Genomic DNA, 5191 nt, shown 5'->3' with positions numbered 1-5191 from the left:
GGCTTCCGTAACTTTGAACGATTTCGCAACCGAATATTACATTGTGACTAAGATTTAATCACATTTGGTGGTAGGTTTTATTTGTGTATCTAAAAATAGGCATATGCCCATGAAACATTAAAAACGGCTCTATGCCTGAGCCAGAGCAGGATGCGTTAGCATCCCACCCCAACACTTGACATAGAGCCTTCATCTAAAAAATAGTCCCATATAAAAAAGCGGCATACCGCCGCTTTTTATATTCTATTTCACTGCCTCTTCAAAATCGTTTCGCATCATCTCCACAACTTTGTTTTCTTTATCTGCTAACGGCTTAAGCTCGCCTAAAACCTTATCCTTTTCTCTATGGATTAACCACATTCTAATAGCAAACAATCCCGCTAAAGAGAAGATAGTGATCAAAGTCTCTACTGCTGATAAATGCTTAACTACCATCTGTCTGGCTAATGAAAATACTAAAACCTCTACAGCAATGGTTAAAGAGTGCTTAACCAACATTTTCACTAGTTCGATCCCAATTATCAAACTAAAGCATGTAGACAGAAATAATGCAAAATCCCCCTCTATATTTTGACTTTTTGCAAGCACTGGTACTTGTATAGCCAGTTTTATGCCTAGTATCATAATGGCGACCACGATAATAAGGGATATTAATACTTCTAGTATATAAGATAAACGAAAGAGTATTTCTTGGGTTTTTTGTCTCATAAGACCTCCAATCTACAAATACTCGGCTACAGTTATACATAGCCGAGTATTTTCAATTTTGGCGGAAATTAGATTTAACTTTTGAGTAATATTATTTAATAAAACTGACATGTGGAATTATTTCCGCATACGCTTTCTCTTTCTTTTCATTGAAGATTACCTTGTTTTTTTCAAATAAGTTACCTCCATGAGTATCGATTGAGACAATTAACGGTCCAAACTCCTTTACCCGGCAAGTCCATAATGTTTCCGGCATTCCTAAGTCCATCCAATTTTGATCTTCAATTTCTTCAACAGTCTCCGCAGCAACAACAGCACAACCGGCAGGAAAAACACAGTGCAGGGCTTTAAATTTCTCACAGCCTTCCATTGTTCCTTTACCCATACCTCCTTTTCCAACAATTAGTTTCACTCCAGTTTCTTCGATAAACTCTTTTTCGAATTTTTCCATACGCATACTGGTTGTTGGACCTACAGATACCATTTCATACTTTCCTTCTTGATCCTTTATAGGACGAACGATAGGACCTGCATGAAAGATTGCTCCACCATCAAGATCTACCGGTAACTCACGTCCCGCTTCAATTAGACGGCGGTGAGCCACATCTCGACAAGTCGTTATATGTCCGTTTAAATAAATAATATCTCCTATTTTAATGTCTTCTAAATCCTCTGCCTTAATCGGCGTTGTAAGTATTTTCTTTGCCATTATAGTTCTACCTCCTTATGAGAAGTGATTGTATAGTTCAAATCTTTATCAAAGATAATATGTCCCTTACGGTGAGACCAGCATCCCACATTAACGGCGACTCCGATAGTTGACGGGTGTCTGGCAGTATTTTCAATATTAACACCCATCACCGAATAGTTTCCTGACATACCCTGAGGCCCTAGTCCGATCGAGTTAATGCCGTCTTCCAAAAGCTGTTCCATCTTGGCAGCGTTGGCGTTTTCATTATGTGTTCCCAAAGGTCTAAACAGAGCCTTCTTAGAAAGTAATGCCGCTGTTTCAACCGAAGTAGCAACCCCAACTCCTACCAGAAGCGGTGGACAAGCATTAAGTCCATAAGTGGTCATTACTTCCAAAACGAATTCTGTCACACCCTCATATCCGGCACCGGGCATCAATACCATGGCTTTCCCAGGAAGACTGCAGCCACCGCCCGCCATATAAGTGTCGATTTCACAGGTGTCACTATCTGGTACGATTTCCCAAAAGACTGTCGGTGTTCCCTTACCAACGTTTTTACCGGTATTATATTCATCAAAGGTCTCCACGCTATTATGGCGAAGAGGCGACTCTACCGTTGCTTCAATAACCGCTTCTTTCAGAAGTGCCTCTACTTCGCCGATTAGGGGAAACTTGCTGCCGCACTTCACCCAAAATTGAAGCACTCCGGTATCCTGACAGCATGGACGATCTAGTTTTTTTGCTAATGTCTGATTTTCAAACATTGTATCATAAATCGTGGTTGCTAATTCACTGGTTTCTTTGCTGCGTAATTCTTCTAATTTCGCATATACATCATCAGGTAAAATTTTGCCGGTGTATGAAACAAACTTTGCCATCACATCCGTCATCTTCGCCACTGCTTGTTGTTTTTTCATCTTTAAATATCCTCCTTTTAATTGTGGGACATGTTTGTAATGCAAACGTGTCCCCGTTCCTTACTTACGGGTAAAATGGGAAAAATATCGGTAACAATACTAAACTTACGATGGTGGATACAATAATTAGAGGTAATCCGGATTTTACGTAATCCATGAATTTGTACCCGCCGGGTCCCAGTACCATCGTATTTGCCGGCATACCAATCGGTGTTGCATATGCACAAGAACCACCGATAACCGTTGCCATTACAACAGCCCTGGGATCCGCCCCCATACCAGCTGCTATCGAAATACTAATCGGTACAAGTAAAGCTGTGGTTGCCGTATTGGACATAAAGTTTGTCATCACACAAGCCAGTAAAAACACAGCTACTAATAATACAAACGGTGAAGCATTCTGACCAATAGCACCAATTACTACTTCCGCAATCTTTTCGCCGGCCCCTGTTACTTCTAACGCTTTAGCGAGTGCTAGAGTTCCGCCGAACAGGAAGATCGTTTGCATATCGATAGCATTATAAGCTTGTTTTTCCGTAATAACCTTTGTAAGCACTAATATCAAAGCGCCGATACATCCTGAAATACTGAGGCTAATACCAATCTTATCCTCAAATACCATCGCTAAAATTGTAAGCACCAGGACAATAAACGCCAGATTTTGTTTCCACTTTGGTACGTGAGAATAGTCTACATTATGGTCAAAAGCACCTTCTACTTCTACGCTCGGTCCAGATGGTAGTAACTTGTAGCCAATGGTTGCGTAAAACACAATTCCGACAATGAGCATTGGTAAACCTACCTTAGCATATTCGAAAAAGCCAAAACTAAGTCCCATCTCCTGAAGCGCCGCTTGACCAATCAGGTTCCCAGGTGCACCAATGAGTGACAAGTTTCCACCCATGGCGGCAGCAAATACTAGCGGAAGTAAAAGCCGCGATCTGGAAAATCCTGATTTTGCCGCAATACCGATTACTACGGGGATAAGAACTGCTGATGTACCGGTATTTGATAAAAGACCCGACATTGTTCCTACTACCACCATGATGACAACAATTAATTGACGCTCGGTCTTTGCATATTTGGTTACCAAGCCGCCAATCTTATTAGCCATGCCAGTCTCAAATAAAGCCCCGCCAACAATAAACATCGCTACAAATAAGATTACATTTGAGTTGATAAAGCCACCAAATGCTTCCGGTACAGTTAATACTTTCGTTAGTACCAAAGCAATACAGACAATCATCGAAGTTACTGCCAGAGGGATTTTCTCCCACACGAACATTACGATGGCAAAAGCCAATAAAAGTAATGTAATAACCATTGGATCCATATCTCTTCCTCCTTTTATCGTTGATATTTGATATTGTATCCATTTCTTAATATAACAATAACTTTTTTCTGTGATTTAGTCAATGAAGCTTTTTACCGAAAAAAGAGGTCGGTTTTTAGTAATAATAAACAAACCAGTAGATTTCTCTACTGGTCAGCGTAATGGGTTAACATGTCTTCCATGCTTCGAATAATATGATGGTACATCAGCTCTTTTGCTTCAGCCTTTTTCCCTTTTAAAATCGCCGAGAGAATATCTTTATGTTCCTTCATCGACTTCTCTGCGTAATCTTCCTCTGCATCCGTCTGGCTAAGAGAAAGACCATTCCACAGCTGGCTTAAGATGCCCTTCATCTTCTCGTTGTCAGCAGCTTCCCAGATTGCCATGTGAAAGCTTTCATTCTGCCTGCTATAGTTACTGTAGTCCTGTTTTTCAATAGACTCCTTAGCTTCCTGATAAATATGCTTTAGCTCACTATGGTCGTGATCCGGCAGAGCCGCTCTGGCTGCCGCCTCGCTTTCTAAAAGAGCTCTCGTCTCGAAGTGATCTTTAATAGTCTTTTCATTCATACCCTGGACAACAGCTCCTTTATTAGGACGCAATTTTATATATCCTTCGCTGGCAAGAATCTGAAAGGCCTCCCGTACCGGCATACTAGATACACCAATACGCTCCGCCATTCCGTTAATGGTAATCTCCTGACCTTCTTCTAACTCTCTTGATAATATCGCTTTTCTTAGTACCGATGCCACTTGTTCTCTTGCTGGTAACAATTTAACTTTCCCTATATTAAACATGTTCACTCCTTTTTATATATTCAGTTAGATAATATTCATAGTAAGCGCCAACACTCTTATTTATTGGATCTTCCTCTTCTTTGTTAAGTGATACCATGATATTGCTAATTAGTTTCATGCTATATCTCTTATCTCCACAATTACGAAGAGCAAAATACAAATAACCTTTAAAGACATTATCATACATTGCCTCTAAATAGGGATTATTAAGTAACTCAATCAACCGCTTATGAAATGTTACCTCATGTTCACCAAAAGCAGAAAGGATAGATGCTTTCTTTAAATCAAACTGCTGCTCTTTAACAAACTCCTTAAAGTCCTCCTTATCTCGCAAACTATTTAATAGGAGAAGCATATTTCCCTTCACAAAAGAAAAAATGCTAATTAGCTGTCTTTTATTTGGAAAGATTATTTTATTGTGTCTGTTCGGCATACGCACAACAAACCCTTCTTTTTCTAATGTCTGCAAGGCCTCTCTCACTGGCATTCTGGATACCTCTAGCATCTGGGCTAAACCCTCTTGAGTCAGTTCTTCACCATTTTTTAAGTGCCCGGCAATAATTTCTTCTCTTAGAGCGGTGACAATATGGTCCTTGGCTGATTTTGTTTTTATTTTCTTCATAATTGCACTCCTGGTACTAGATATTGTATCCATTTATACAATTGTTGTCAACCTTAATTCATCTTGAGTGTTATTAACTTATGATAATGTCACCTTAGGATTCTCTTGAGAAAATGTCACTTT

General features: G+C 39.9%; 6 protein-coding genes. All 6 read right to left on the bottom strand.

Going from position 1 to position 5191, the window contains the following annotated elements:
- Positions 1-243 precede the first annotated feature (243 nt).
- A complete protein-coding gene (locus NHH15_RS15185; protein WP_262067496.1) occupies positions 244-708 on the bottom strand; it encodes a transporter in 465 nt (154 codons plus the stop codon).
- Positions 709-799: 91 nt separating this feature from the next.
- Complete coding sequence (ttdB, locus tag NHH15_RS15180) at positions 800-1417, bottom strand: L(+)-tartrate dehydratase subunit beta (protein ID WP_262067495.1); 618 nt, start codon at positions 1415-1417, stop codon at positions 800-802.
- The gene (gene ttdA, locus NHH15_RS15175; RefSeq protein ID WP_262067494.1) at positions 1417-2316 is read right to left on the bottom strand and encodes a L(+)-tartrate dehydratase subunit alpha; all 900 of its coding nucleotides are present in this window, start codon (positions 2314-2316) and stop codon (positions 1417-1419) included. The genes ttdB and ttdA overlap by 1 nt, the downstream gene beginning before the upstream one ends.
- A 64-nt stretch (positions 2317-2380) precedes the next feature.
- Positions 2381-3649 carry an SLC13 family permease gene (locus NHH15_RS15170; protein WP_262067493.1) on the bottom strand — a complete coding sequence of 423 codons (1269 nt, stop codon included), beginning with the start codon at positions 3647-3649 and terminating at the stop codon, positions 2381-2383.
- Between the two features lie 146 nt (positions 3650-3795).
- Positions 3796-4446, bottom strand: a complete 651-nt coding sequence (locus tag NHH15_RS15165) for a GntR family transcriptional regulator (RefSeq protein ID WP_262067492.1) — start codon at positions 4444-4446, stop codon at positions 3796-3798.
- Positions 4439-5068 carry a GntR family transcriptional regulator gene (locus NHH15_RS15160; protein ID WP_262067491.1) on the bottom strand — a complete coding sequence of 210 codons (630 nt, stop codon included), beginning with the start codon at positions 5066-5068 and terminating at the stop codon, positions 4439-4441. The genes NHH15_RS15165 and NHH15_RS15160 overlap by 8 nt, the downstream gene beginning before the upstream one ends.
- Between the last annotated feature and the right edge of the window lie 123 nt (positions 5069-5191).

Source organism: Aequitasia blattaphilus (genome assembly GCF_024721305.1).
In the GTDB taxonomy this organism is placed as follows: domain Bacteria; phylum Bacillota; class Clostridia; order Lachnospirales; family Lachnospiraceae; genus Aequitasia; species Aequitasia blattaphila.
The sequence above is the reverse complement of the archived record's forward strand: the minus strand, read 5'-3'. Positions and strand labels throughout refer to the sequence as shown.

Bases quoted from the DNA above. Each gene is read 5' to 3' on its own strand.
- NHH15_RS15170 (WP_262067493.1), bottom strand. From the start codon at position 3,649: ATGGATCCAATGGTTATTACATTACTTTTATTGGCTTTTGCCATCGTA.
- NHH15_RS15160 (WP_262067491.1), bottom strand. From the start codon at position 5,068: ATGAAGAAAATAAAAACAAAATCAGCCAAGGACCATATTGTCACCGCT.
- ttdA (WP_262067494.1), bottom strand. From the start codon at position 2,316: ATGAAAAAACAACAAGCAGTGGCGAAGATGACGGATGTGATGGCAAAG.
- NHH15_RS15185 (WP_262067496.1), bottom strand. From the start codon at position 708: ATGAGACAAAAAACCCAAGAAATACTCTTTCGTTTATCTTATATACTA.
- ttdB (WP_262067495.1), bottom strand. From the start codon at position 1,417: ATGGCAAAGAAAATACTTACAACGCCGATTAAGGCAGAGGATTTAGAA.
- NHH15_RS15165 (WP_262067492.1), bottom strand. From the start codon at position 4,446: ATGTTTAATATAGGGAAAGTTAAATTGTTACCAGCAAGAGAACAAGTG.